The sequence below is a fragment of the Marinifilum sp. D714 genome (assembly GCF_030851345.1).
Lineage (GTDB): Bacteria > Bacteroidota > Bacteroidia > Bacteroidales > Marinifilaceae > Marinifilum.
Window position 1 is genome coordinate 1 of the sequence record NZ_JALPNU010000076.1, and the last position, 536, is coordinate 536.

Annotated in this window: 1 protein-coding gene; it reads right to left on the minus strand. The window is 38.4% G+C overall.

What is annotated here, in order from left to right:
* Positions 1-536: transposase (locus tag M0051_RS19620; RefSeq protein ID WP_306743268.1), on the minus strand; the 536-nt coding region annotated here is incomplete at both ends.

Consider the following 536-nt stretch of genomic DNA (forward strand, 5'->3'; position numbering starts at 1 on the left):
TTTTTTAAGGCCTGACTCAAATCATACGCTTTCTTTAGTTTAGGATATTTCTCAAATAGAATGCTGGCCCTAAATCTTTGAGAATCGCTCCATTTGTAAGGAGATTTGAACAATAGAAAACGACTACGAACTAACAACTGTCTCAAAGTATCTCCATTGGCAAGTAAAGTATTCTGATAAGCTACACCTTTGGTTTTGGCATATTTTATCGCCTTATTTTCTTTGTCAATGGCTTTCCATCTGTAATCAATTCTTAATTCCTGAACAGCATCATTGGCTAGTTTTTGAACATGAAATCGGTCGATAACCACCACAGCCTTAGGAAAACATCGACGTACAACTTTATTCATTGAAGCAGCCATATCCAGGGTAATTTCTTTAACCGAACATCGCTTTTCCCACGGGATTTTGTGCAATATTTTTATGATATTAGACGACTCCGTGCCTTTGATCATGGCAACCAGGCAACCTTTCCTGCCTTTGGCTGCCTTGTTGGTTACAATGGTGTAAAGCTCTCCATTTGAAAGTGAGGTTTC